23 protein-coding genes are annotated in these 22,797 nt (G+C 59.4%); 6 read left to right on the top strand and 17 right to left on the bottom strand.

The features are described 5' to 3' along the window. Positions 1-3: 3 nt before the first annotated feature. The 5 genes from ACN2TU_RS11215 to pepF all read right to left on the bottom strand — a co-directional run bounded on the left by ACN2TU_RS11215 (position 4) and on the right by pepF (position 6,750). Positions 4-771: a CPBP family intramembrane glutamic endopeptidase gene (locus ACN2TU_RS11215; protein WP_435155384.1), complete on the bottom strand. Its 768-nt coding sequence runs from the start codon at positions 769-771 to the stop codon at positions 4-6. A 46-nt stretch (positions 772-817) separates the two neighbouring features. Beyond that, positions 818-1,507 (bottom strand): BGTF surface domain-containing protein, encoded by a 690-nt coding sequence (locus ACN2TU_RS11220; RefSeq protein ID WP_435155386.1) that lies wholly within the window; start codon positions 1,505-1,507, stop codon positions 818-820. Positions 1,508-1,589: 82 nt separating this feature from the next. Then, positions 1,590-2,882, bottom strand: coding sequence for a glucose-6-phosphate isomerase (locus ACN2TU_RS11225; RefSeq protein WP_435155387.1), 1,293 nt, complete (start codon positions 2,880-2,882; stop codon positions 1,590-1,592). A gap of 590 nt (positions 2,883-3,472) precedes the next feature. After that, positions 3,473-4,693 carry a proteasome-activating nucleotidase Pan2 gene (gene pan2 / locus ACN2TU_RS11230; RefSeq protein ID WP_435155389.1) on the bottom strand — a complete coding sequence of 407 codons (1,221 nt, stop codon included), beginning with the start codon at positions 4,691-4,693 and terminating at the stop codon, positions 3,473-3,475. 266 nt (positions 4,694-4,959) lie between these two features. Further along, a complete protein-coding gene (pepF, locus tag ACN2TU_RS11235; RefSeq protein ID WP_435155390.1) occupies positions 4,960-6,750 on the bottom strand; it encodes an oligoendopeptidase F in 1,791 nt (596 codons plus the stop codon). A gap of 99 nt (positions 6,751-6,849) precedes the next feature. Between pepF and ACN2TU_RS11240 the strand changes: the two genes are divergently transcribed. Beyond that, positions 6,850-8,184: a M28 family peptidase gene (locus ACN2TU_RS11240; RefSeq protein WP_435155392.1), complete on the top strand. Its 1,335-nt coding sequence runs from the start codon at positions 6,850-6,852 to the stop codon at positions 8,182-8,184. An 8-nt stretch (positions 8,185-8,192) separates the two neighbouring features. On the opposite strand, the gene ACN2TU_RS11245 is transcribed toward ACN2TU_RS11240, so the two are convergent. The 7 genes from ACN2TU_RS11245 to ACN2TU_RS11275 form a co-directional block, all read right to left on the bottom strand. Further along, positions 8,193-8,363, bottom strand: a complete 171-nt coding sequence (locus ACN2TU_RS11245; RefSeq protein ID WP_435155393.1) for a hypothetical protein — start codon at positions 8,361-8,363, stop codon at positions 8,193-8,195. A 243-nt stretch (positions 8,364-8,606) separates the two neighbouring features. Further along, on the bottom strand, positions 8,607-9,398 hold the full coding sequence (truA, locus tag ACN2TU_RS11250; protein WP_435155395.1) for a tRNA pseudouridine(38-40) synthase TruA: 792 nt from the start codon (positions 9,396-9,398) through the stop codon (positions 8,607-8,609). Between the two features lie 148 nt (positions 9,399-9,546). Beyond that, on the bottom strand, positions 9,547-10,146 hold the full coding sequence (locus tag ACN2TU_RS11255) for a DUF7411 family protein (protein WP_435155397.1): 600 nt from the start codon (positions 10,144-10,146) through the stop codon (positions 9,547-9,549). 1 nt (position 10,147) lies between these two features. Next, positions 10,148-10,489 (bottom strand): DNA-binding protein, encoded by a 342-nt coding sequence (locus tag ACN2TU_RS11260; protein WP_227776334.1) that lies wholly within the window; start codon positions 10,487-10,489, stop codon positions 10,148-10,150. 119 nt (positions 10,490-10,608) lie between these two features. Next, positions 10,609-10,776, bottom strand: coding sequence for a hypothetical protein (locus tag ACN2TU_RS11265; RefSeq protein WP_435155400.1), 168 nt, complete (start codon positions 10,774-10,776; stop codon positions 10,609-10,611). Positions 10,777-10,951: 175 nt separating this feature from the next. After that, on the bottom strand, positions 10,952-11,407 hold the full coding sequence (locus tag ACN2TU_RS11270; protein WP_435155401.1) for a 30S ribosomal protein S19e: 456 nt from the start codon (positions 11,405-11,407) through the stop codon (positions 10,952-10,954). Positions 11,408-11,516: 109 nt separating this feature from the next. Continuing rightward, positions 11,517-12,551, bottom strand: a complete 1,035-nt coding sequence (locus ACN2TU_RS11275; RefSeq protein WP_435155402.1) for a lysylphosphatidylglycerol synthase transmembrane domain-containing protein — start codon at positions 12,549-12,551, stop codon at positions 11,517-11,519. Positions 12,552-12,637: 86 nt separating this feature from the next. On the opposite strand from ACN2TU_RS11275, the gene thiL reads away from it, so the two are divergent. Next, a complete protein-coding gene (gene thiL, locus ACN2TU_RS11280) occupies positions 12,638-13,522 on the top strand; it encodes a thiamine-phosphate kinase (protein ID WP_435155403.1) in 885 nt (294 codons plus the stop codon). On the opposite strand, the gene ACN2TU_RS11285 is transcribed toward thiL, so the two are convergent. From ACN2TU_RS11285 to ACN2TU_RS11300, 4 genes are all read right to left on the bottom strand, one after another. Next, positions 13,507-14,631 carry a site-2 protease family protein gene (locus ACN2TU_RS11285; RefSeq protein ID WP_435155404.1) on the bottom strand — a complete coding sequence of 375 codons (1,125 nt, stop codon included), beginning with the start codon at positions 14,629-14,631 and terminating at the stop codon, positions 13,507-13,509. The two genes, thiL and ACN2TU_RS11285, sit on opposite strands and share 16 nt — an antisense overlap. Positions 14,632-14,665: 34 nt before the next feature. After that, a complete protein-coding gene (locus ACN2TU_RS11290; protein WP_435155405.1) occupies positions 14,666-15,616 on the bottom strand; it encodes an AEC family transporter in 951 nt (316 codons plus the stop codon). Positions 15,617-15,967: 351 nt separating this feature from the next. Further along, positions 15,968-16,219, bottom strand: coding sequence for a DUF7123 family protein (locus ACN2TU_RS11295; protein ID WP_435155406.1), 252 nt, complete (start codon positions 16,217-16,219; stop codon positions 15,968-15,970). Positions 16,220-16,463: 244 nt separating this feature from the next. Further along, complete coding sequence (locus tag ACN2TU_RS11300) at positions 16,464-17,258, bottom strand: molybdopterin synthase (protein ID WP_435155407.1); 795 nt, start codon at positions 17,256-17,258, stop codon at positions 16,464-16,466. Between the two features lie 87 nt (positions 17,259-17,345). Between ACN2TU_RS11300 and pyrH the strand changes: the two genes are divergently transcribed. The 4 genes from pyrH to ACN2TU_RS11320 all read left to right on the top strand — a co-directional run bounded on the left by pyrH (position 17,346) and on the right by ACN2TU_RS11320 (position 22,093). After that, entirely contained in the window at positions 17,346-18,065 is a 720-nt protein-coding gene (gene pyrH, locus ACN2TU_RS11305) for a UMP kinase (protein WP_435155409.1), read from the top strand. Further along, positions 18,062-19,714 carry a lysine--tRNA ligase gene (lysS, locus tag ACN2TU_RS11310; RefSeq protein WP_435155411.1) on the top strand — a complete coding sequence of 551 codons (1,653 nt, stop codon included), beginning with the start codon at positions 18,062-18,064 and terminating at the stop codon, positions 19,712-19,714. Before pyrH ends, lysS begins: the two co-directional genes overlap by 4 nt. Before the next feature lie 173 nt (positions 19,715-19,887). Beyond that, a complete protein-coding gene (locus tag ACN2TU_RS11315) occupies positions 19,888-20,199 on the top strand; it encodes a hypothetical protein (protein WP_435155413.1) in 312 nt (103 codons plus the stop codon). Between the two features lie 64 nt (positions 20,200-20,263). Further along, positions 20,264-22,093, top strand: a complete 1,830-nt coding sequence (locus tag ACN2TU_RS11320; protein ID WP_435155415.1) for a site-2 protease family protein — start codon at positions 20,264-20,266, stop codon at positions 22,091-22,093. Between the two features lie 130 nt (positions 22,094-22,223). Here ACN2TU_RS11320 and ACN2TU_RS11325 read toward each other — a convergent pair whose 3' ends face one another. After that, positions 22,224-22,739: a PadR family transcriptional regulator gene (locus tag ACN2TU_RS11325; RefSeq protein ID WP_435155416.1), complete on the bottom strand. Its 516-nt coding sequence runs from the start codon at positions 22,737-22,739 to the stop codon at positions 22,224-22,226. Positions 22,740-22,797 lie beyond the last annotated feature (58 nt).

Below are 22,797 nucleotides of genomic sequence, written 5' to 3' on the forward strand. Positions count from 1 at the left end.
GATTCATGCGGCGTACTGAACGTACATCAGTCCGAACAAGACCGCGTCGAACGAGCCGTGAATCAGTGCTGAGACGGTAACGTTGCCCGTTTTGAGGTACGTGGCACCGAGGAGGAGCGAGAGCAGGAAAATGACGACGAGCGTTCCTGCGGTCGCCACGAGCGTCGACCCTGCCGCGTAGGCGGGAATGTGTGCCAATGCGAAAATCGCGCTGGCCACGACGACGGCACCATATTCGGAGAACGTATCGTACAGCGATTTTTGAATGATGTTTCGGTAGAGCAGTTCCTCACCGGGGCCGATAATGAGCCACGCTGCGGGGATGAGGATGAGGAGGATTTGGGGATTACCCTGACTTGCCTGTTGTTCGATACTGTGGTCTGCGGTGCCGACACCGAGTTGCGTGAGGACGACGCCGATGATGATTTGCAGAACCAAGAGGCCGAGCGTGCCGACGACGACGTAGCCCAAATCGCGCGCATCGGGGAGGTTGAAATCGAGATACGAAAAACCGTATCCGCGACCGATCATGAACAAGGCGGCAACCGTTCCGGTTCCGAGACCGAGCGCGAGTGCGGAGAGGGCGAGTTCCTCCATCGGCCCGAGCGTTTCGGGGCCGAGAACGATGAGGAACACGGATGCCCACAGAGAGATTGCGAGCAGTCCCGAGAAACCGAGCACACCGCTCAAGAGGACTGCACGCACCATCTGGCCGAGCGAACCGCGGGTCGGGGAATCACCACCGACGCTTGCCGCTGTACCATCTTCCATACGCGAGAGAAAGAACTGTGGGAGTAAAGGTGCTACGACCCGGTAATCAGTGGCGACGGGAGAGCAGGACGAGTCCCGCGAGAGCGACGACTGCGACGACGAGTCCGAATCCGGGTTGGCCACCACTCTCGCTCGACTGGACGGTGCTCGCCGTGGACGTTTTAGTTCCTTCGTCAGCGGCCATTTCAGTGGTTGTTTCGGTCGTTGTTTCGGTCGTCGTGTCGCTCAATTCGGATGTCGTCGAAAACACCGTCGTTGTCGTTGCCTCGGAATTGTTTTTGAGGACGCCATCGACAGCGGCGAGCGGGGTTCCGGCGGTCGAGTTGTTTTCCCGCGTGGCGACGACGACGCCGAACTCGGTGTCGGACTCGTACTCACTGAAGTTGAACGTCGCGTTGAACGACCCGTCGGGTTGAACTGCAACCATCTGCGATTTGAAAAACTGACTCGTCGCGTGAATCTGGACGAATAGTTTGGTCCCCGGGTCGAGTGTCGTCTCGCCACGAACCGTCTGATTTGCCGCAGTATCGAAAACGAGGGGGTTGACGTCGTTATCAAACGATACAGAACTGTTGTTCGCCGTAACCGTATCGTGGTCGAGCGGTGCGTCGGCGAACGTCTCTGCGGAGTTTCCAGTCGATGAGGTGGAAACACTGGTCGCAGTGACCGCGCCGGTGAAGAGTGAAATCGCGACGAAAGCCGCGAGAACCGTGGAAAGGGAATGATGCCTCATCATGCTGAAAGTGCGCCATTCAGGAGGTGACGCGAAGGACGTTCGACAACTCTTCGTAGTCCGGTAAATGCTTTGTGAACGGCGATTATTCTACCACGAGCGCCGACTTGTCAGCGAGCGAATCTGCTTCGTCGAAATCGCCCCCTCCGAGGAGACCACGAGCGACGCGCTTGCCCCACTCGACTGCGGGTTGGTTGAACGTCTCGACGCTGTACAACTCGCCCGCGAGGACGCAGGACGTTTCCAGACAGTAGAGGAGTTCACCGAGTCCGTACTCGTCCACGCGGTCGATTTCGAGGCGAACTGTCGGTTGTCCGGATTCCGCGAGACTCGCTTCGGTCGCCTCGAACTCGGCATCCAACAGGGTTCCGAGGCTCTGGCCGCCGAGATATTCCAATCCGGGCAGGTCGGTTTCCGGAATCGCACGGTCGTCCCGTTCCGTCGGGCGGATCAACGTGACCATCTTGTCCCGAGGACCGGCACGGTACAGTTGCAGTTGGGAATGCTGGTCGGTCGCACCGAGTGCTCGCACGGGCGTCTGACCCAATCCATCCTTTCCGAGGCTCTCGGCCCACAACTGGGCGAACCACTCGGCAAACGTCTCCAAGGATTCGGCATACGGCATCATGGCGTTGATTCCCGCGCCGCGTTCGTCCAGCGCGTAGCAGGCAGTTCCGTAGGCGTAAGCTGGCGAGTCGAACAACGACCCGGAGAGCCGACTCGCTTCCGCCTGCGCACCCGCGAGCACCGCGTCGATGTCGTGACCCTGAATCGCGGCACAGGCCAGTCCGACCGTCGAGAGCACCGAGAATCTGCCCGGAACGCCGTCCGGAACGTCGAGCGCGGGAAGGTCATGTCGGTTCGCGAGATTTCGAAGGTTGCCGTCCTCGCCGGTTGTAACGAAGGTTCGTTCCGTCCAGTCCACGCCAGCCGACTCCATGGCATCGCGGACGGCGAGGAAGTTCGCCAGCGTCTCCGCCGTCGTTCCGGAACGGGAGACGACGTTGACCGCGGTATCCGCGAGCGAGATGCTGTCGAGGAGCACTGAGACGTGTTCCGGGTCGACGTTGTCGAGGAAGTAGGCGTCAACCTCGGATTCCAGTCCGTGTGCTAACGTCGCCGCGCCGAGCGCGCTGCCGCCGATACCGACCGTGAGCACCGTTTCGGCGTCCGCGAACGGTTCGACCGCCGTTCGAATCTCGTCGGTGTCGGTCGTCTCGGGTAGGTTCAGTGCTTCGTACCCGTGTTCGTTATCTTCGCGTCCCGCTTCGATTCGCTCGTGGGCGTCGGCGACACGTTCGTCCAGCCGCTCGAGGACATCGCGTGAGACGCCAGGTGAGGCAACGGTGTCGAGGGCGTTGCCGAGGTCAACTCGCATACGAGAGTCGGCACTGTGTGGGAAGAAAAAGCCCCCTGCTTTGACGTGCTGGAGACGTGCCACTGAGGACGATAATTCTCGATTCGGTGATTTCAGACATCATCTACTCTTTCGGGATTTTCAAAGCGAAGGTTTCAGACAGTGTTTACAGTTGCTGGCTGATGAGACATCACACTCGACCGCTTCAACACCGTGAGTCCTCCGGGCTGTTTGTAAACGCTAAGGCAAATACCGCACCTATGATACCGACACCATCGCTTGAAAATCGACTCGCAAACGAAAATCAGCAGGCCGACCAACCGCCGGGATTAGCAACTACACAACCGCTAGAGGACTAGCAACTCTACCGCGAGCGAGGAGCGATAGCGACGAGTGAGCGGGCCGACGACTGAACGGAGCGGAGTTCTCGTGAGCGAAGCGAACGAGAGCACGGAAGGCGCTCTGCGCCTTCCGGAGCGAAGTGAAAGAGGAGTGCTTTTGGTTCAGCTTTTACAGGGAATGGAAGAGAGTGAAGCTCACTCGTTCCTTCACGGGCGACGCCCGTGAAGAAGCCGGACGAAGAGCGGCGTAAAAGCTGAACTAAAAGGTAGTTAGTAAGCGTATCGCAGGTTCGGAACCGGGTCGTCGCCAGCCTCGATTTTCTTCAGCGCCGCTTCGAAGTCCTCCATCGTCACCTCGGTGCGGCTGTCTCGGATGGCGAACATGCCGCTCTCAGTCGTCAGGCTCTCGATTTCGGCACCGCTGAACCCTTCCGTCATCTCGGCGAGGTGTTCGAAGTCCACGTCCTCGGCGACGTTCATGTCACTGGTGTGGATTTCGAGGATGCGGTTGCGACCTTCCTCGTCCGGGTTCGGCACTTCGATGAGGCGGTCGAAACGACCGGGGCGAAGGATGGCACTGTCGAGCATGTCGAAGCGGTTGGTGGCCGCGATGATGCGGATTTCGCCGCGGTCTTCGAAGCCGTCCATCTCCGAAAGCAGTTGCATCATCGTTCGCTGCACCTCGGCGTCACCCGACGTCTTCGAGTCGGTTCGGCGGGAGGCGACCGCGTCGATTTCGTCGATGAAGATAACTGCCGGTTCGCGCTCGGATGCGAGTTCGAACAGGTCGCGGACGAGTTTGGCACCCTCGCCGATGAACTTCTGGACGAGTTCCGACCCGGCCATCTTGATGAAGGTGGCGTCGGTCTGGTTGGCGACTGCCTTCGCCAGCATCGTCTTCCCGGTTCCCGGCGGGCCGTGAAGGAGGACGCCGCTCGGCGGTTCAATACCTGCAGCCTCGAACTGCTCGGGGTTGACGAGCGGCTCTTCGACAGCTTCCCTGACTTCTCGAACCTGTTCTTCGATACCCCCAATGTCGTCGTAGGTCACCTCGGGCGATGCGTCCACTTCCATCGCCTGCGCTCGCGCGTCCGTCTCCATGTCCAGCAGTCGCTCGACGGTAAACGAGTCGTTGACGGCGACTCGATCCCCGGCTTCGATGTCCTCACGCAGTTGCACTGCAACGTCGGTCAGTACCTCTTGATTGTTGCCGTGTTGTTTGATGATGAGGCCGTCGTCGGTTACGTCTTCGACAGTGGCGACGTACAGCGAGGTCGTTTTCAACGTCTCGTTCTCGCGCTGAAGACGGTCTACTTCGTCTGCAAGGTCTTCGCGGCGTTCACCGGCAGCTTCGACACGCTCACGCAGTTTTTCGTTGACCTTTACGATGTCCGTGAAATGTTCTTGGAGTGCCGACAAGCGCTCCTCGTCGGACATCTCCGGATCGAGCTCAAGCGTTGGTCTATCAGGGACAGATGGACTGCGCGACATTTGTTATTCCCTCGTATGTCGCCACATTAAAAGTGCCTTTGGGTCGCGGAGCGTCCGGAAGTTTTGAATACTCTCGAAGTAGTCGCGCGCATTTCGATATATTGTGGGCATTTTCGCGATCAAGCCTAATAAATTTAGTCAGACATCTATCGAGTGTGTACAATTTTCATCGAGTAAACTGAACTTGAAATACGGATGGAGAAATGAAGATTCGATAGGAAAGCGGCCGATTGACGAACGAAACGAAAGCAAAGGGGTTCGTTGCGTTAAATCAGTTCTTCCATCTCATCGAGATGCGTGTCGTAGACATCGAGCGCGCGCTGGATAGGTTCGGGCGAGGCCATGTCAACGCCCGCATCGCGAAGTAGTTCGAGCGGGTACTCCCGCGACCCACTGCCGAGGAACTCCAGATAGCGTTCCGCGGCGGGTTGGCCCTCCTCCAGAATCTTGTCGGCAAGCGCGACAGCAGCGCTGATTCCAGTGCTGTACTGGTAGACGTAGTAGGCACGGTAGAAATGCGGGATGCGCATCCACTCACGCTCGATTCGGTCGTCCACGGCAGCGGGGTCGTAGAACTCACGCTTGAGGTCGCCGTAGATTTCGTCCAGTCGGTCGGGCGTGAGTGCCTCGCCGTTTTCCACGGCCTGGTGGGCACGATACTCGAAGTCGGCGAAGAGCGTCTGGCGATACAAGGTCGAGCGGAACCGTTCCAGATACTCGTTCAGAACGTGGAGACGGAACTCGGGGTCGTCCACGGTTTCGAGCAGGTGGTGTGTCAACAGTGCCTCGTTGACCGTGCTTGCCACCTCGGCGACGAATATTTCGTACCCACCGTACACGTACGGCTGCGTTTCGCTCGTCAACTGCGAGTGAAGCGAGTGTCCGAGTTCGTGTGCGAGCGTGTACATCGAGGAGATGTCATCCTGATAGTTCATCAGGATGAATGGCTGCGTGTCGTACGTGCCACCGCTGTACGCACCTGCCCGCTTGTCTTGAGTCTCGTACACGTCTATCCAGCGCGATTCGATGCCCTCCGCGACCCGTGATTGATAGTCCTCGCCGAGCGCACCGACGGCATCTACGACGTATTCGACCGCTTGGTCGTAGTCGAGGTCTGGACTCTCGGACTCGGTCATCGGCATATACAGGTCCCACATTCGAAGTTCGTCAACACCGAGACTCTTGCGCTTGAGTTCGGCGTGGCGGTGGAGTTTATCGAGATTGTCGCGGACGGTGTCGAGCAAGTTGTCGTACACTTCCGGCGGAACGTTCGGCCCGTCCAGCGCCCCCTCGCGTGCGGTGTCGTAGTTTCGAGCACGGGCGTATTTCACGTCCGATTTGACGCTGTTTTTGTACGCAGCGCCGACCGAATTGCGCACGTCGTGCCACTCGTCAAAGTAGTTCTCGTACACCGTTTGACGGAACTCGCGGTCGGAGTTTTTGAGAAGGTTGACAAAGTTGCTCTGCGTAATTTCGACCGCATCACCGTCGGGTTTTTCGACGGTCGGGAAGGTCATGTCGGCGTTCGAGAGCATGCTGTAAATCTCCCCGGACGCCCCGGTGACCTCGCCGAACTCCGCGAGCAGATTCTCGATTTCCGCGGAGCGAGTGTGTTCTTTCATCCGCATCACGTCGTCGAGGTAGTGGTCGTATTCTTCGAGACCGTCCGTCTCCTCGATCATCCGGTCGAGTTCGTCGTGGTCGAGCGACTGCACTTCCGGCTCGATGAAGCTCGATGCACTCTGGGCGCGGGAAACGAGCGACTGGGCGCGGGTCGAAAGTGCCTGATACTGTTGGTCTGACGTGTCCTCGTCGCTTCGCATTCTGGCATACGACGCAACCATGGCCACCTCTCGGTCGATCTCGTCTGAGAGTTGCAGAACCGAAAGGAGCGTCTCGCCGTCCTCAGTTACCGCTCCTTCGTACGCTTCGAGCTCTCCCAGTCGGTCTTCGACCGTCTCGTAGGCTTCCGTCCACTCGTCGTCGGTCGCGTAAATGCTCTCCAGATCCCATTTATATTGTGAATCGATGTCGTTTCGTTCGGGAACAGAACTCATACCATACCAGTAGGACAGCCACCCTGTAAACGTTGATATTTCAGAAGGAGGTTTCACCGCAGGACGGAGGTTTTTACCGACTGCCGACACAGTGGGGGTATGGTTGACGAGGCACGGATAGCACTCGCCGAGATGTGGCAGGACGACTACCCGTGGGCGTTCTTGACGAAGATAACCGAACTCGAAAATCGGATGGGAGGCCATCCCGGTGAACGACGAGCCGCAGAACTCGTCACGAACGGGTTCGAACGCGCTGGCGCGCGAAACGCCCACATCGAATCGTTCGATATGGACTGTTGGTCGCGGGGTTCCGCACGACTCGCCGTTACAAACCCGCCGGAGCGCTCGTTCGATACCATCGCACTGCCGTACTCACCCGCCGGCGACGCGCGCGGCGAGTTGGTGGATGTCGGCCATGGTATGCCCAACGAGATAGACGAAAAAGACGTAGCCGGGAAAATAGCGGTTGCCAGTACGACGACGCCCGCCGGAAGTCGGTTCATCCACCGAATGGAAAAGTTCGGCTACGCCGCTGCAGCAGGTGCCGAGGGTTTCATCTTCCACAACCACGTTTCGGGACAACTGCCACCGACCGGGTCGCTCACGTTCGGCGACGAAACCGCGATTCCGGGCGTCGGCGTGAGCAAGGAAACCGGAGCATGGTTGACCGAGTACGCCGAGCGCGGTGCAACTGCGAGGCTCACCGTCGATGCCGAAACGACGGCGGGGACGAGTCACAACGCCGTCGCGGAACTCGGTCCGGACACCGAAGAGGAGGTCGTGGTCGTCGCCCATCTCGATTCCCACGACATCGCGGAGGGCGCACTCGACAACGGATGCGGCATCACCGTCGTCGTCGCGGCGGCCCACCTCCTTGCGAAGATGAACCTCGACACGCGCGTCCGGATCGCTGGCGTCGGCTGTGAGGAAATCGGTCTCCTCGGGAGCGAGGCGTTGGCGAATTCGCTCGACTGTTCGACGGTGAAAGCAGTCGTCAACGTCGATGGTGCCGGTCGATTCCGGAATATGCGGGCGTTCACTCACGACTCCGAAACGATATGCGACGTGGTCGAATCCGTCTCCGACGAGACGAACCAGCCCATCAAACTGCAAGAAAACGTTCACCCATTCAGCGACCACTGGCCGTTTTTGAAACAGAGTGTGCCTGCACTCCAACTGCACAGCGAGCAAGACCACAGCGCGCCGGGAGCGCGCGGACGGGGATGGGGCCACACCCACGCCGACACGCGGGACAAAGTGGACGACAGAAACCTGCGCGAACACGCCATGCTGGCCGCGCTTCTCGTTCAGGAGGTCGCCTCGTACGACGAGGTTCCGCGACCAACCACCGAAAGCATAGCCGAAAACCTCCGAGAAAACGACTTCGAAAAGGGGATGCGGGCGGCCGGAATTTGGCCCGAGGAGTGGGATTAGGGTTCGATTCACGTCCCATCCGCAAGTTCACCGACGAAGATGACGAGGCCACAGAGGACGAAGTAGACGCCGAAAAATAGCGAGCCAAAGACAACGAAAAACGACACGAGCGCTCCTACGACATGGAAGGCAGCGACGAGAGCAGTCGTGATGCCAAAGCCGACGGTTGCGATAATCATACCAAGTGTCACGTACGTCGTCGCCTGTCAGAGCCAGTCGGTGCTGTCGGAACGGTGATTCATACGGAGACACATCACCCAAGTATCAAAAACAGTTCGGTGAGATGAAAATTCGCGGGTAGTGCCTCCGAATCGCCGAGTTTAGCTCCGGTGTGTAATCTCGTTTCGGACGATGTCCACAGTCACGTCCCGGAGCAAACCGTCGTTGACCATATCAGATAGCGACACGTGACAGTGATAAATCTATTCGAGGTTCGCAGTAATTTCACGGGCGACTCGTGAGCGAGTTCGTTGCTCGATTCCCAAGTCACGGAACACCTCCTTGGCACTCTCCGCCGCATCGTTTTCGATTTCGAACGAACAGCCGTATCCGACGTCCACGAGAAGCAGTGGGTGTGCGGGCGCTGGCGGAACCCCCTCCGGCCCGTCAAGCGGTTCCGGTGAGAGCACGCGCTCGATTTTCGCCATCGGCGCGTTACCGACGGCGATGGCATGGACGAGGGAGACGACCCGACGAACCAGATTGCGGGCGAAACCGCCGGCACGAAGCGTGAAGACGAGATAATCGCTGTCTTGCAGGACGTGGATGTCGAGGTCACGGACGGTGCCGTCGTCGTCGGGCGTCAGGTTGTGAAAATCGTTCTCGCCAGCGAGTCGCCCGACGGCATCTTTCGCCAACGCGAGGTTCGCTGTCGGGGCGTAGCAGTGATAGACGTATTCTCGAAAGTAGGCGTCGTGGGTCGCGTGAAACTCGGGAACGACTTCGGCGCTCGCCCACGCGCGAATCGACCCCGGCAGTTCGCTGTTGAACGCCGACGGGGTGAACCAGTCGGGACATTCGAACGCTACAGTCTGTGCGAGGGCTGAGACTCCGGCGTCGGTTCGACCCGCAGCGGCGTATCCCTCCGGTACGTCGTCCGCCACGCCAAGGGCGCGAAGCGCATCGAACATCGCATCCTCGACGGTCGGAACGGTTGGCTGACGCTGAAATCCGTAAAATGGGCGGCCGTCATAGGCAACTCGAAAGGCACGCATCTCCAGTTCGTACACGTGGGATGGGTATAGTTCGTTGGATGCTACCGCGGAGAACGGCATCGGTTACGATGCATACCGAGAAGTAAGACGACGATTTACACGAAGCAGGTCGCAGTATCGGTCGGCCATCCACTAATCAAGCACTGCATTATCCGCGTGTGAGGAACCCTGTGACGTACGTTTGTTCGTGTGCGGGGAAGACATCATCGACTGCATCCGTGCCGTGTTCATCCGTGAGGATAGCACGCAGTTCCGCCTCGTAGTCGGCCTTGCGAATCTCGTCGCTCGGCCCGGATTCCACGTCCAGGTTCGCGGTGACCAGTCGGTCAACCGCACCCCGGCCGAATCCAGAGAGCGGCACGATGTAGTCGATATCGTAGCGGTCTTCGAGACTTTGGGCTTGTGCGCGCGAAACCGTCGGGACGCGGTCGTCCCGGCGCGTGCCGTCGGCCACCGCGTCGAAGCGCATTCCGGCCACGGTTTCCAAGGCGTAGAGATGCACCTGTTGGATACCGTTTCGAGGATAGCCGTCTTCGACCATCCGTTCGACCGCTGAGATGGCCGTGTCGCGGTCGAGTTCGACCGTTTCGAAGTCGAATCCGGTGGCTTCGGCGGTGTCGCGGGCGTGCTTCCAGTCGTCCGTGACGCCAAAGTGGGCTGTGACAAGCGTCACGTCGTAGAAATCGTCTAGCAGGAGGGCGGCAAGCGTCGAGTCCTTTCCCCCGCTGTAGAGGAGTCCGAGTTCCATCTCAGCGGCGTTTGATGTTGAAGCTCTTTTTGTCGGGCTTCAGTTCGCGGAGCAGTTCTTTCATCTTCTGGTCGTCGATTTTCCCGTTGATGCGCCCGCTCTGGGCGATTGCGAGGATTTGCTGTTCGACCTGCTCGGCGAACTGCGGTTTGCTCATTCGAACCGAGTTCAGTCGTTTGCGAGCGCCGTCCGTGAGGTACTGCCGAAGCAGTGCCTGCTTTTGTGCATCGGCCTGCTGTTGGGCCTGCTGCTGGGCTTCTTCCTGCTGTTTCTGGTCTTGCAGTTCCTCCATCTTTTTCTGTCGAAGCTCTTCCAGTCGGTCGTCGTCAGGACTTCCACTCATGCCTTATCTCTTCTTTGCCGCTAACGACCAAAAACAATTACGGAGGACAGCGTTCGACCGGTGTGCGAAAATCGGTTTGGATGTTCAGCGTTTGGATTCTCGAAAAACGGCGTCGGAATCTACGCACCGGGCTTCAGGACGTGCAGTGAGGACGGTTCGCGCCAGTCGCGCGAACCGTCCGAGTGACCGGGGAAGTCAGGGGAGTACGAGGCAAGCGTTCTGCCTCGACTTCGAGCGGGGAGGGATGACCCGCGAGCAAGGACGAGGACGCCAGCGGCCTGGCGCACTCGCCCGCATGCGGAGGCGGTAATTTGGAGTCGTGATTTGAGTCACAGCAACCAACCAAATGAGACCCACGACAATCGACCTAGTAGCAGAAAAGCCGGTCTCAAACCAACAGAAACCGAACAAAGCCGGAGCTAATCGACGGAAAATCGAGAGCCGAAAACGGAAATCGCGTTCTTACGCGTAGCGTTCGAGTTCCGGTCGGTCGAGGTTGGACATGACCTCACCGGCCGTGTCGTCGAGGAAGCTGCGACCCTCGGCTGAAATTTCGCGGCCGCGAGCCTCGCTGGATTCGATGAGCGCTTCCTCTTCGAGCTGCTGGAGGATGGTTCGGATGACCTTCTTGCTACCGTCGGAGCGGTGTGCTGGCGCAACGACGTAGCGGTTCGAACCGGATTTGGTGCTGCCGTACTCGGTCGAAAGGCGTTCGACACCGACCGGGCCGTTCATTGCGACTTTGCGGAGAAGGCTGCCTGCGCGGATGTACCAGAAGTCGTCCTGTTCGGGCGGTAGTTCGCGCTGTGCGCCGGTTTTGGCGAATTCGAACCAGTCCGGTTGTTCGATTCGATCTGCAAGCTCGTCGGCGAGCGCTTCGATGAGCGCATCAGCCGGAACGTCGTAGAGCGTCGTCATACGATTGGATTCCCTTCGACGGCGTTTAAAGCCATCGTTACGGAGTTCGGACACGCAGAATGGGACGCCGTCTCACCTATCGTTCGGGGGGATGGCGGGCGATTCGACGCTACTCCCCATTGACCTTGTCGGCTTCCAGCATCGCGGTCGTCACCCCGCCGAGCATCGTCGGAAGCCAGTAGGTCGCGCCGCGATGGATGACCGCCGCCGCCCCCGCCGTGGCCGCAGAGACGCCCGTAATCGGCACCAACAGGAGCACTAGTGCGGCCTCGACACCGCCGAGTCCACCCGGAAGTGGCGCGACGCCTGCGATACTCCCAATCGGGACGATGAACAACACGGCCGCGAACGGGACGGAGTGGCCGAGCGAGTAGAGCGACAGCCAGAGCGAGATGGACGAAAGCAGCCACCCGAACGCCGAAAAGAAAACGGCGAGCAGGAGGCCTCGGCGGTCGCCCGCGATCCGTTCGATAGCGCCGAAGAAACCCTGAATTCGCTGAATTACTGCGGAGCGAGTCGTCGGCTTCACGCGTGGCACGATTCGCGCAATGAGGCCCACGATGGGAACGACACCGCCTGCGATACCCGAACCCACTCGGTCACGGTTCTGCCATCCGATGACGACTGCGGTGGGAACCGCGAGCGCCAGAAGGACGATAGCGAGCGCGACCAGTTCGACCGTGTCACCCAGCGTGATCACCGTCGCGTAGTAGGCCACCCCGACCAGCGCAAACGAGATGGAGGGAACGAAGTTGATGGAGTCTACGGTAGCAATCGCACCGAGGCTGGTCTCGTACTCGGCATTCGTGACTCGTGAAATGAGCAAGGCGGTGAACGGCTCGCCACCGGCTTGCCCGAACGGCGTCACGTTGTTGGCGAACGTCGCGCCAGCGTAGAGGAAAAACGCTCGAAGCGCCGAAACGTGGACACCGAGAATACCGAGGACGGTTCGGAGCGACATAGCCCAGGAAAAGAGCCAACAGAGTGCGACCGCTGCGACGACGGCGACGATGCGCATGTTGGCCATTGACAGTGCCGACACCACGCGGTCGATGCCGACGAGGGAAAAAACGACGAGCAAGACAGCGACCGCGGCGACGAATCCGACTGCAATCGTCCGCAAGTCACCCAAGTCGAGTCGCATCAGTTATCAATTCGCCAATATCGGTGACACTGCTTGAAGCCAACGAAGACCGTTCGCTTTTTTCCTGGCGCGATAGAACGAGCGATATGGACGAACGGGCCGCGCTCAAACTGCTTGCGGGTGAACTCTCCGACGCGGGTGACGACGCGGCAGTCGTGGATGATTTGGTGTTGACGACCGATATGCTCCACGCGACGACCGATTTTCCCACTGGAACGACGCGGTACACCGCCGGCTGGCGCGCGGTCGGTGCCTCCCTCTCGGACGTTGCCGCGATGGGGGCAAACGCAGTCGCCGCAGTTGCCGTCTACGCCGCACCAGAATTCGATTCTAACGAGCTCGAATCGTTCGTCGCGGGCGCGAGCGACGTGTGTGAATCGGTCGATGCGCGCTACGTCGGCGGGGACCTCGATACGTTCGACGAGTTCACCACCGCCACGACCGCACTCGGCCGAACCGACGACCCCATCCATCGCTCGGGCGCACGACCCGGGGACGTCCTATGCGTGACCGGGACGCTAGGACGAAGCGGCGCGGCGCTTCGCCTGTTCGACCGAGGTGAGACCGAACGCGCGAACGACCTCTTTTGCTTCGACCCGCGAGTGGCGGCAGGACAGGCCCTCGCACCGCATGCGACAGCGATGATGGACTCCAGCGACGGCCTCGCACGGTCGGTCCACCAGTTGTCGGAGGCCAGCGATTGTGGGTTTGAACTCGACGACGATGCGATTCCGGTCGCAGACAGTGCCCGTGAAGTCGCCGAGGATGACGACGACGAACGAGCCCTCAGCCTCTTTTTCGGCGAGGATTTCGAACTCGTCGTCACGCTCCCCGAAGCAAAAGTATCGGAAGCACGGAAAGCGTCATCCACACCGATTACGGTCATCGGCGACGTCACGGATTCCGGGGTGACACTGGATGGCGAGCCACTTCCCGACCGCGGCTACACCCACGGTCAGGAAATGATCTGAATCGGCGTCGGCGTAAAACAGAGAAATCCGATGACGAACGTGAGCACGCCCAATAGCTTTCGTCGCGGGTCGAGTGCGCCGTCGTCAATCGGCGTCGCGGGGCCGACGTACGCGAAGAACATCGATAGGAAGCCCCAGATAACCCAGAGCACGGTCGCGTTGCTCACGTTGAGGACGTAGAAGACGTACGCCGCCAATCCGAACAGAACCGCGGGGACGATTGCCGCGACGCTTTCCTGTCGCTCACCGATTATCGCCCGGACGATGTGACCGCCGTCGAGCTGTCCAACGGGGATGAGGTTGAGGAAGGTAACGAACATTCCGACCCACCCACCGATAACGACCGGATTGATGGATTTCGTCGGGTCGTTGTCGTACGACAACGGTTCGCCCATGAGCGCCGCGATAGCCTTCAAAAGGGGTGGATATCCGAACTTCACTTCGATAGTTGACGCGCTGTTGAGCGTCTCCTGCGTGACGGTCACGGGGTCCATCGTCAATCCGATGGCCGTAACGATGACGGTCGCAACGAGACCGGCAAGCGGTCCGGAAACGCCGATATCGAACAGTGCCTTGCGGTCGGGCATCTGGCCTTTCATCCGAATGACCGCACCCATCGTGCCGATGAGCGTCGGCATCGGGATGAAATACGGGAGGGTCGCGTCCACACCGTGGTAGCGACTCATCACGTAGTGACCCAACTCGTGTGTGCCGAGGACGCCCATTACGGCCAGGGTAAAGGGCCACGCCGTGAGAACGGCAGTGACTGGGTCGGAAACCGGGTTGACGTGATACCACGACGCTCCTGCCCAAAGCGTCGAGAGGATGGTCGCGACGAACAACAGAACGTTCTTCCACGGAACGCCGTCCGGACCGAGTTTGACGGGTTCGGCGACGAGCACGTACTCGCCCATCCGCGTCGATAGCATTACTTCGTAGCCCTGCTCTCGGAACAGGGGCCATACTGACTTCATCAATCGTTCTTGCGGAACCAGCGGTTCGCCGTAATAAATCAGCTGCTCGCCATCTCTACGAACATCGTACACCCGAAAGACCGAGCGAAGTCGTTCCAGTGGAGGTCCATTCTCGGGCGGCTCGGTCGAAGCCATTCAGTCTCAATACGGAACGAGTCGGTATAAACCCCTAGACGATAGTACCCGACTGGAGGATGGCGATAAGAAGCGTGAGCACCGGCACGCTCACCAAGGTGCTGACGAAGATGGCCGTGCTCACGTACTCAGGAGCGGACAACCCGGAACCACCTCCGTCGTACTCGATACTCAGGATAAGCGGGGTTATCGCCGCCGGCATCGCACATTCGAGAACGAACACTCGGGCGACAGTTACATCGTCGAATCCGAGAAGAAAGACGACAGCGACGGCGACGAGCGGTGCAACGAGGAGTTTCATCGCGTTCGCGACGCCCACGCGGGAGACGGCGGCCCCCGAATCGGTGTTCGCCAACTGGATTCCGAGCATCAGCAACATCACCGGAATCGCCGCATCGCCGGTCAGTTTCAGCGTCTCCATCGCCGCGGAATCGACGGGTGGAACGACGTCCAGCGCGCGTGCAGCACCTGCGGCAACGACAGCGTACACGAGGGGGAGTTTGAACACCTCTCGAAGCGCCGCGACGTTCGAGGTTCCGTTTCCCCGCGAGGCGAGGTAGACGCCGACGGTGTAGGTGAGCACGGATTGAGCTGCGATATAGAGGATTGCGGTACTGCGGCCGACGTCGCCGAAGGCGAACTGCGAGAGGGGAATTCCGTAGTTGCCCGCGTTCGGAAACGCGCTCGTCAGCACGAGTGCGCCAAGGACGGGTTCGGACTCTCCGAGTGCGCGTCCGACGAACTCCGCGACCAACACCATGCCGAGCGTGAACACGGTGACGCCGACAGCGAGCGTCAGGGCCGTTTGGCCGCCGAGCGACGACGTAGTGAGACTGTGAAAAACCAGCGCAGGCGTCAGAACGTAGATAGTGACGGTACCCAGCGCATCCACGTCGATATCGCGGAGGGTTCCGAGCAAAAAGCCGACAGCCGCCACGGAGAGAACGGGCAAAATGGCAGTCGTCAACGCGGAGAGGAGTGACACTAGTCGAACGAAAACGGTGGGGAACTACAAAGCCATCGAAGGCGGAAAACAGGGGACGGAGCAGAGGTGGGAACGCGAGGGGATTCAGGGTGTTCGAATCGGGCGTTTCAAGGGAATGTTTCGATTGTAGCGTTGCAGGGGAACGCTGTTGGGGTGGTGCTGGGGAACGTTCTGTCGGGTTGCGGTGTTGCGATGTTGGGGGGGATGTTGTCAGGGGAGTGTGGCGTGATTCGTGGAGGGGTTTTCAGGGGTGTGTGCGGGGTGGGGCGTTTGCGTTTCGGACGGAGCGAGGTGTTGGCGGGGTGTTCGGAGGGGTGGCGGTGTGCGCGGGGACGCGTGCGCCGAGGGGCGTTATGCGGGAGCCACGCGCCACGTGGTTGCACTCGTGTACGACCACTTTTCGACTTCGAGCTCGGCGCAGTCGGTCAGTTTCACCATCAGCGCACCGATCTCTTTGGCGGAGAGGTCGACTTCGTCCGCGATGAACTTGCTTTTGAAGTACATCTCTCCGTCGATCGCTTTCTCACAGAGGTACTGCTTGAGTCGGTCTTCCTTGGATTCCGGTTCAGGGCTTTCAGGGGCGATTTGCGTGGTAGCGCTCATGTGCTGACTCCAGTTTCTGCATAGTCGGGAGGGTTGTTATAAAGGGAGGAAGCTTAGGGTGGTTTCGGGAATCTTCAGACCGATCGAGCGGAAAGTGACGTGAATGCGGGTAAAAACGACGTTTTACAAAGCATTCAAAATGCTTTAGAAAGTTTAAAAACTCATTTCGTTTTTTATTTCATGGGTATCACGCCGGTCGTCAGACGGCGGGAAAACCGTGGCAAATCACACTGATAACTTCGATCTATCGCTCGTGAACCCAAAACTGTTCGTCGGTAGTGACCTCTTTTTTGAAAATCGGTACCTCGGCCTTTAGGCGATTGATGCCGTCCTCGACCGTTCGAAACGCCTCCTCTCGGTGGCCTGCCAGCACGACGACGAAAACGATGTCCTCGCCGTACTCGATAACTCCCGTTCGGTGGTGCATGAGAACGGCAAAAACCCCCTCACGCGCCTCGAGTTCCTCGCGAATCGTGTCCAACTTCGTCCGTGCAACACCTTCGTACTTCTCGAATTCGAGGGATTCGGTCGGTGTGTCGTCATCACTGTCTTTGGCCCGAACACGACCCGTAAACGTCGCAATCGCTCCCGAACGCGCGGCATCCGGCGACCGTTTCGCTCGCGCGACGAGCGATTCAAGCGTGACGTACTCGTTCACACCTGCGAGCGCGTCGCGGACAGCCTCGAATTCGAGGCTGTCCGCGTCATCCACGCGAACAAGGGGTTCGCCAGCGTGGTCGGCGTCGCCGAGGGAAATCGTCGGGATATCCGCTTCGGGGAAGCCGGAAACGACCGCGTAGTCGTGCGCGGGCGCGAGTTCGTCGAGCACGTCGGAAAGGGAGCGGTTCGCACCGCGGGCGCGCCATCCGTTCTCGCCGAGTTCGAACGAGGTGAGATGCGTCGAATCAGTCGGGATGGTCGAACCGGCCGGTTCCGACGACGAGGTAACGATGCCGACCGTCCCCAGTTCCCGGAGTTGGTCGGCAAGTCGGGTTACAGCCGTTTCTGACCCGTTTCCGACGATACCCAGTACCTTCATGCGCATATTGGAGGTGGCGAGGCGCTTTTAGCCTTCGGTCGGAAGTTGAGAACGCTTAAGGCTGCGTCCCGGTAAGTCGGCGATAGTATGAAGGTGGTCGTTTCTATCGGCGGGAGCGTGCTCGCGCCGGACTTAGAGTCCCAGCGCGTCCGTGGCCATGCTGAAGTCATCGAATCGCTCGCAAAAGAGGGGTGTACCATCGGCGCAGTCGTCGGTGGCGGCGGTGTCGCGCGAGAGTACATCGGCGCGGCCCGCAACCTTGGCGCGAACGAAATCGAACTGGACGATATCGGTATCGACGTAACGCGGCTCAACGCTCGCCTGCTCATCGCGGCGCTCGGTGAGCAGGCTGCACCGAGTCCGGCCGAGACGTACGAAAAAGCGGGAACCGCGATGCATCGGGGCGATATCGCGGTCATGGGCGGCGTGATGCCCGGCCAGACGACCGACGCCGTGAGCGCGGCGCTGGCCGAGTATACGAACGCCGACCTGCTCGTCTACGCGACGAGCGTCAACGGCGTGTTCAGCGATGACCCGAACGAAGTGGACGACGCGACGAAGTACGACGAACTCTCCGCGGGCGAACTCGTGGACGTTATCGCCGACCTCGAAATGACCGCGGGAAGTTCTTCGCCCGTTGACTTGCTGGCCGCGAAACTCATCGAACGCTCCGGTGTACGAACCATCGTCCTCGACGGAACCGAACCGGAACGGATCGCCGACGCCGTCCTCAGCGGGAAACACGATGGAACGGACATCATCCCCGAGGGGACGGACGACGAAATGACCTACTGGGTACAAGGATGAGCGCAGGGACGGCACCAGTCGATGAACGAGACGAGAGTGGAGACGACCACCACGTCTTCTGGGCCGACGAGGTTGCCGACCGAATCGAAGCACGCGACCCGGACGACCCCATCATCATCAAGGGTGGTATCTCACCATCCGGGGTACCACACCTCGGAAACGTCAACGAAATCATGCGTGGCTACTTCGTTGCGGAAGCGCTGCGCGACAGGGGTCACGAGGTAAAACAGGTGTTCACCGCGGACGACCGCGACCCGCTGCGGAAACTGCCACGAAAACTCGCCGACCTGGACGGCAACATCGTGGATTTGGGCGACGTGAACGCCGGCGCACTCGGTCGCAACCTCGGGAAACCGTACACCGACATTCCCGACCCGTTCGAGTGCTGTGACTCCTACGGGGAGCACTTCTCAAACCTCATCCAACAGAGCGCGGATTTGCTGGGCGTTCCCATCGACGTGCTTTCGAACACCGAGATGTACGAGTCCGGCGAGTTAGAGGCAGTGACGCGCGATATCCTCGGCGATTCCGAAAAAGCCCGTGAGGTGCTCGCCGAGTATCAGGACAAGGTCGACGAGGAGTACATCCCGTTCAACCCCATCTGTGAGGAGTGCGGGAAGATTACGGAGACGGTGACCGATTTCGATATCGAGGCGGGAACCGTCGAGTACGTCTGTACCGACCTGGAGGCCGGTGACAACACCATCGACGGATGTGGTCATGAGGGCACCGCGACTCTCAGAGAAGGCAAACTCCCGTGGCGGTTCGAGTGGCCCGCCCAGTGGAAGACACTGGGTGTAGATTTCGAACCATTCGGCAAAGACCACGCGGAAGGCTCGTGGCCGAGTGGTGAGGACATCGCCCGGAACGTGATGGATTTCGAACCGCCGGTTCCGATGACCTACGAGTGGTTCACGCTCAACGGGAAGCCGTTTTCCTCTTCTGAAGGAAACATCGTGCTGGTTTCGGAGGTGCTTTCACTGCTCGAACCCGAGTTGCTCCGGTACTTCTTCACGAAAGACCCGAACAAGGCGCGAGACTTCGATATCGGCCGTCTCGACCTACTCGTGGATGAATTCGACCGGTTCGAGCGAATCTACTTCGGCGAGGAGAACGCCGACGAACGGGAAACCGCGCTCGCCGAGCGAATCTACCCGATGGTCGTGAGCGAAATTCGACCCGAACGAATCCGAATCCCATACACGTTCGCCGCCATTCTGGGAATGACCGACGACCCCGAACTCCGTGAAGAAATCGCACGAAAAGAAGGTCACATTCCCGACGATGCGCCCGACTGGGCGGTCGAGGAGGCGCTCGCGCGAGTCGAGCGGGCACAGACGTGGGCACAGCGCACCAGCAACGAGTACGATTACGACCTGAAGCGAACCGAGATGCCGGACGCGGAAATCGACGACGAGACTGCAACCGCGCTGGACGAACTCGCGGATTTCATCGAAGCGGGCCACGACGGCGACGAAATTCAGGGCGAAATCTACGAGACGGCAAAGCGCCACGATATCGACATCGGCGACTTCTTCGGGACGGGGTACCGGCTCTTTTTCGACGATGAACAGGGGCCGAAACTCGGGCCGTTCCTCTCGAATTTAGACCGAGAGTTCGTACTTCGCCGACTGCGGCGAGAGGGATAGTTTCAGCCGATTTTTACGACCACCCTAATTGCCAACAGAGTTAATAGCGTTGGTAAATATAACCCTACTGCTTCCACATAACAGGTGCATAACAAAGTACCTGCCAGTGAAAGGGAGAGATGTAAAGTCTGTCTGACTACCAATCACGTCAGCGACTAAACCGATATATTACCATGGCCCTGATAGAGCTCAATCTTGAGAAGCCAGCGTTGAAGCGTACCGAACTCGTCAAAGAATCCGAAGCCGAGACAACCGAAACGACAGAGACGGAAACCGAGACGACAGAGGAAGAAACGGAGATCGCGGAGGAGGAAATCGAGGAACCGAAAAAGCGCGGTAAGGCTCGAACGTTCGCCCGCCGCGCCGCAGTGCTCGGTGGCACCGCCGCCGGACTCGCGGCCGCGCGGAAGTTCCAGCAGAAACGCCAGGGCAAGAAGGACGCAGAACAGCAGGACTTCGAAGAAGACTGGCAGACCGCGGAGTAACGCTCCCGGTTTTTTCGCGTTCGTTCCCAAACGCCTTTGAGCGACGCGAACCTTTCTTTTGCCAATGGATACGATTGTGTGGGTAATTATCGGAATTACGGCGTACTGGTTCGCCCTGCTTGCACTCAGGGCGAACGATATGCTGCCGTCCTATCTCGGTATGCAGGGGCCAATTCTAACGCTGCACACCCAACGAGGGAAGAAATTGCTCGACCGGCTCGCCCGGCCGAAGCGATTCTGGCGAGCGTGGGGGAACTTCGGTCTCGGTATCGCGTTGGTCGTCATGGTCGGCACCTTCCTGGTGCTCGTCCTCCAGGCGATTGCCATCGTCCAGAAGCCGCCGGAACCGACAGCGGTGACACAACCACGGAACGTGCTCGTCATCCCTGGTGTCAACGACTTTCTGCCGCTGTCAGTCGCCCCCGAAATTCTGTTCGGGCTGCTCGTCGGATTGGTCGTCCACGAGGGGGGCCACGGCATCTTCTGCCGCGTCGAGGATATCGAAATCAAGTCGATGGGACTGGCGCTGTTTACGATTCTCCCAATCGGCGCGTTCGTCGAACCCGACGAAGAGAACCGACGGAAAGCGGACAGAGGTGGCCAAAGCCGGATGTTTGCGGCCGGAGTGACGAACAACTTCGCCGTCACGATTCTCGCGTTCATGCTCCTCTTCGGCCCGATAATGGGGTCGATAACCGTCGCGTCGGGTGCGGCAGTCGGCGGCGTCTTCGACGGCTCTGCCGCAGGTGATGCAGGTATCGAACGCGGCGACAGAATCATCGCGGTGAACGGAACCGCAGTCGAGAGCAACGGCGACCTCCACGATAAGCTCGCGAACATCGAGAGCAGGTCGGTGTCCGTTACGGTCAAAAACGGCAACGAGGAGCGAAAGACGACTATCGAACGCTCCCTGCTCGTGACGGCGATCGCGAAAGCCTCCCCCTTCGCGTCGGACTCGGAAAATTCCGAAGCGCCAAGCATCGACACGAGCGAAAACATCACCGCAGTCAACGGAACCACGGTGCACACGGAAAAGGCCCTGAACCGAGAGCTGGCGGATAGAAAAATCGCAACCCTGACCGCGAACGGGGAGAACGTCACCGGACCAGTCGGCGCGCTCTCGACCGTGCAGGAAAATGGCCCGATGAGCAACGCCGACGGATTGAGTTCCGGCGACGTGCTCGTCATCACGGCCATCGACGGGAAACGGGTCATCAACAGTAGCGACCTGAGCAGTACCTTGGACGAATACGAAGCGGGACAGACGGTGACCGTCGAAGCCTTCCGGAAAAACGGCGACACCTACGAGCGCACCACCTACGATGTGACGCTCGGCAAGAACAACGGTGAGGCGGTCGTCGGCATCTTCGTCTCGCCGGGAACGTCCGGTGTCACGGCGAGTGGATTCGGAACGAAACTCTACCCGGCCAAGACGTTCCGTGATCTCATCGCGGGGCAGTTCATGTCCGTCTTCGGCGGCGGCGGCAGCGACCCACTCACCTCGTTCCTACTCGGTGTCGCCGGAACCCTCCTGCTTCCGTTCGCCAGCCTCTCGATGCCCGTCGGCTACAACTTCGCTGGATTCGTCGGATGGAACGCCAACTTCTACATGGTTCAGGGGCCGCTATCGGGACTCGGTGGGAGCCTCTTCCTGATAGCAAACGCCCTATTCTGGACGGGATGGATCAACCTCAACCTCGGCTTTTTCAACTGTATCCCGGCGTTCCCGCTGGACGGGGGACACATCCTCAGGATGGGTTCCGAAGCCATCGTTTCGCGTCTGCCGACGAGCCAGGGACGACAGGTCACCACGATGATAACGACGACGGTCGGGTTGACGATGCTGGCCAGCCTCATCCTGATGATATTCGGGCCACGACTGTTGGCCGGATAGACTCGGAGTCTGTTCCGCGATACTGGTTTTTCTGCTGACTGAGACGAGCGGATGGCTACGCGACCAGGTTGAAATCAAATTTCTATCGATAGTTAGGGCGTACGATAGCGGAGAATCAAAGACGAAGCGGTCAGTCTTCGAGTCCCATCCGTTCGTAGAACTCCTCAGGCGTGTCCGGAATCCGCTCAAAGTCGCCGAAGTCGCGTTCGTGGTGTCGAATTATCTGTTCGAGTATCCACGCGCTGAACGTCTCGTCGAACTGCCATTCGCCCTCCGGACTCTCGACTTCGAACCGGTCGTCGGTGGCGAAGGCGACATAAACGTGATAAAATCCGAGAATGACGTCCGCGAACTCGCGGGCCTTCGTCCCGCTCTCCTTTCGCTTCTCTTCGAGTTCCTCGTATCCCGCGTCCGTGAGTTCGAAGTATTTCCGGTCGGGTTCGTCTTCGCGTTCGATTCGTTCGGCCCAGCCTCTCTCTTCGAACTTGTAGAGAATGGGATACACCGACCCGTAGGATGGTTCCCAGTGACCACCGCTAATCTCCCGTATTTCCTTGAGTATCTCGTACCCGTACCGCGGTTTTTTGTCCAAGAGTTCGAGCACGAGATATGATATCAGGCCTTTCGGCGGGCCACTTTTCCGCATTGACAGGGGGTTTAAGTCGTGTTTTTGAAAGGCTTTCGGTCGGAGCGACATCGGCCGC

This window comes from Haladaptatus marinus (genome assembly GCF_051194195.1).